The organism is Terriglobales bacterium (genome assembly GCA_035624455.1).
Classification (GTDB): domain Bacteria; phylum Acidobacteriota; class Terriglobia; order Terriglobales; family Acidobacteriaceae; genus DASPRM01.
Window position 1 is genome coordinate 1 of record DASPRM010000163.1, and the last position, 3,747, is coordinate 3,747.

A 3,747-nucleotide genomic window follows, 5' to 3' on the forward strand; every position below is an offset into this window, starting at 1 on the left:
ATTGGGGTCGTGACCGCCCTGAATCCATTGCTAGGCTATGACACAGCGACCCAACTGGCAGCGGAGGCCATGAAGACCGGCAAGGGCATCGTCCAGCTGGTGCGGGAGAAAAAATTGCTGTCAGAAGAGCAGATCGCCACCGTGCTCGATCCGAAAGTCATGACGGGGGCGGGAGGGCGGTAAAGCGGCGCCTCATGATCTGGCTGGAACTGCTGGTTGTCCTCCTGTGCATTTTTGTCGGGGCTCGTCTGGGTGGGATAGCTCTGGGCACGGTGGCGGGGATTGGCCTCGTCGTGCTGGTATTTGTCTTTGGCCTCCCACCCGGGATGCCCCCCCGAACCGTTCTGGGGATGATCCTTGCCGTAATCACCGCTGCAGCCACCATGCAGGCGGCAGGCGGTCTGGATTACCTCATCGTCATCGCTGACCGGGCCCTCGGGATCTGGCCCGCCGGCATCACGCTGGTGGCTCCACTCGTCACCTACGTCTTTACTCTGGCGGCGGGCACAGGCCACGTTGTGTATGCATTACTGCCGGTGATTGCGGAGGTCGCGCGCAAGGCGGGAGTTCGTCCCGAGCGGCCGCTCTCGATCGCCACCATCGCCTCGCAGCAGGCGATCACTGCTTCGCCCATCTCCGCCGCCACCGTAGCGTTGTTGGGACTACTGACTCCGGCGGGCGTGCGCCTCGAGACCATCCTGCTGATTTGTATACCTTCGACCTTGCTGGGCAGCTTACTGGGAGCGCTCGCGGTCATGTGGAAGGGGCCGGAGCTCAAGGATGATCCGCTTTATCAGGATCGTTTGGCAAAGGGATTAATCGAAGCCCCAGCATCAGCTGGAGCGCTGGAAGGCGCTGACCTGAGGCGGGCACGGGGCTCGGTCATCGTGTTTCTCCTGGCGGTGGTCCTAGTGGTGACGCTCGGGTTGTTCCCTTCGTTGCGGCCTTCCTACTCAACTTTGGCTACTGGTCAGGAGACCATAGAACAGTTGGAACTGGCCCCTGCCATCATGATAGTGATGCTGGCCGCGGCAGGTATCAACATGCTGCTGTTTCGCGCGTCTCCAGCGGCGACGGTCAAGGGTAGCATCATGCAAGCGGGTGTGGTAGCACTGATCTCCATCGCAGGCCTGGGCTGGCTGGGATCGTCATTGTTCGAGGGCAACCGGCAGTTCGTTATCCGCAGTATTTCTGGGTTGATCCAACAGCATCCCTGGATCTTTGCCCTGGGACTGTTCTTGCTTTCGATCCTGCTGGCCAGTCAGGCGGCAACCGTCGTGACCCTGATGCCCGTGGGCATCGCTCTGGGCCTCGGAACTCCGATTCTGATCGCCGTGTTTCCGGCCGTCAATGGCTATTTCTTTCTGCCCACCTACGCCACGATGCTGGCGGCCATTTCCTTTGACCAGACTGGCACTACGCGCATCGGCAAGTACGTCTTGAACCACAGCTTTATGCTTCCTGGAATGGTGGCCACCGTGTCTTCGGTGGTTATCGGACTCCTGATCGCGAAGCTGGTCTTTTAACTAGGGCAGATCTGATTTCAGTATTATCCTGGCCTTCATTTCGCAATCGCCCTTGTTCGGGCTGAAAGCGTTCCGTCAGGAAAATTCAGAAGGTGGGGGGAGAGAGGCGAGGAGTCGCGGGGCCGCTGACCCAGAGCCGTTGGCGACTCTGTTTCCGAGTGCGGTGACGAAGGCGTTCGTCTCGTTCAAAGTTGGTTCTTCGGCCCATCTCGCGCAGCTGCCACCAGTTCTGAGTCTCGTGTTTCCATCACATTCTATCGGCGCGAAAACACTGTCAATTTTGCCAGTATACGGTCGTCGCCGCCGTGGCTAGGCTTTGCTGGTTGGGAGAGAGCATCGAACGACCGAGTGCCGGTCCAAGAATAAGGAGCAGGGATGCGCCCGCTTAAGCTAGTGCAACACATGAAGACGAACGCGGACCGGATGTCGGAGGGGATGCTGCAGAAGATCCGGAACTCGGACCGCTGCGGCGCCCTGTTGCAGAAGGTGCCTGAGGACGAACACAAGCGATACGCGCTGCAAATCTATCTTGATCTGACAGACTGGCTATCCGCTGAAACTGATTCCATCGTTGAGCAACACTACTCGGCGGTGGGGATCCGGCGAGCCCAACAGGGCGTCCCTTTCAGTAACTTGTTTTGGGCCGTGTGCATTGCCCGCGACTATCTCTGGGAATACATCCAGCAAGAGTGCCTGCTTGACGAACCGGTTGAGTTTTGGGGTGGCGTGAACCTGTTGCGTTCGCTCAACCAGTTTTTTGACCGCGCCCTATACTTCACCCTGGTTGGCTATCAGAAGGCCGGGCAAGACACCTTCAGCTCTGCGCCTCGAGCGTTGGCGTAGAGGAAGTGCCCAATACGCCTTGCAGCAATGGATGACGGTGAGAGCCAAGTCGATGTCGGGGGATCCTGCGTGAACCTGATGGAGGGTGCCGTTCCGACCAAGCACACGATTGCGGGGCATCCCGTTCCTCTGGGTTGGACGCCAAGTCTGGGTGCAAGACATGTCAAACTCGCGACCAGAAGGAGAACGAAGCTTGTGCTGCTTCTCATCACGGCGTTCATCATCCTGAGCCCTAGCTGGATGAGTTCGGCGGAAACCGACTGGATGGTCAGTATAGAGCGGGCCACAGATGCTCTTCACCCGGACCAATCCCCGGCCAACAACCATGAGGAAAAGGAACACGGCCTTCCGCAAAGCGCGGTGGAAATTACGCGTCTGCGTGGGTTTCCCATCACTAATTCCATGGTGGTCACATGGGTCGTTGCCTTGGGGTTGATCGTTTTTGCCCACTTCGCCACCCGCGACATGAAGCTGGTTCCTAGCGGGGCCCAGAATTTCCTGGAATGGTTGGTTGGCGGCCTGGAGGGCTTTCTCGAGAAAATCATGGGTCGGCATCTCGCGGAACGAACCTTTTGGTTTTTTGCGACCATCTTTATCTTCATTCTTGCCACCAATTGGGTAAGCCTCATTCCCGGGGTCGGTACCGTCGGCTGGGGACATCAGACTTCTCACGGCTTCAGGATCGACCAGCCTTTATTGCGTGGGGGCAACGCCGATGTCAACATGACTTTCGCCATGGCCTTGATTTTCTTCGCCTGCTGGATCGTCTGGGCGCTGCAGGAGGTGGGTCCGATTGGCTTCTTAAAGGAGCTATTCGCGCCCAAGGGCGACACCACTGGCCTATTAAAGATCCTCATGGTTGGAGTGTTTTTCGCGGCCGGTTGTTTGGAGATCGTGTCGATATTGTTCCGACCCGTCTCTCTTGGCTTCCGTCTTTACGGCAACGTTTACGCCGGCGAAAACATGTTGGAAGCCATGGCCAATCTGGTACCCGGCTTGGGCTGGCTGGTGCCAATTCCATTCTATTTCCTGGAGTTACTGATGGGTCTGGTCCAGGCGCTGGTATTTATGTTGTTGACTGCGGTTTTCACAATGTTGATCTGTCAGCACGAGGCAAAAGCACCAAGCTCGGAAGCAGTTAAGGTATGAATTCGACGGCTGACCGTGTGCCATCACGGGAGTCGACGGAAAAGAAAGGGGCAATGACATGACCGGAAGCTTGCACGTGGGCCTGGCTGCCTTTGGCGCGGCCATTGGCGTCGGTTTGATTGGCATGGGCGCTTCGCAAGCGGTGGGACGTAATCCCAGCGCGTCGACCCCCATCCTGGTGCAGTCCATTCTCGCGATTGCCTTCGCTGAGGCAATCGTTTTCTACGCC

4 protein-coding genes are annotated in these 3,747 nt (G+C 57.9%); all 4 read left to right on the forward strand.

Features of this window, described 5'->3' with window-relative positions:
• On the forward strand, positions 1 to 183 hold a 183-nt coding region (aspA, locus tag VEG30_18790), incomplete at its 5' end, for an aspartate ammonia-lyase (protein ID HXZ81984.1).
• 11 nt (positions 184 to 194) lie between these two features.
• Positions 195 to 1,526 (forward strand): anaerobic C4-dicarboxylate transporter family protein, encoded by a 1,332-nt coding sequence (locus tag VEG30_18795; GenBank protein HXZ81985.1) that lies wholly within the window; start codon positions 195 to 197, stop codon positions 1,524 to 1,526.
• Positions 1,527 to 1,901: 375 nt separating this feature from the next.
• Entirely contained in the window at positions 1,902 to 2,369 is a 468-nt protein-coding gene (locus tag VEG30_18800; GenBank protein ID HXZ81986.1) for a hypothetical protein, read from the forward strand.
• Between the two features lie 195 nt (positions 2,370 to 2,564).
• Positions 2,565 to 3,518, forward strand: a complete 954-nt coding sequence (atpB, locus tag VEG30_18805) for a F0F1 ATP synthase subunit A (protein ID HXZ81987.1) — start codon at positions 2,565 to 2,567, stop codon at positions 3,516 to 3,518.
• The last annotated feature ends 229 nt before the right edge of the window (positions 3,519 to 3,747 follow it).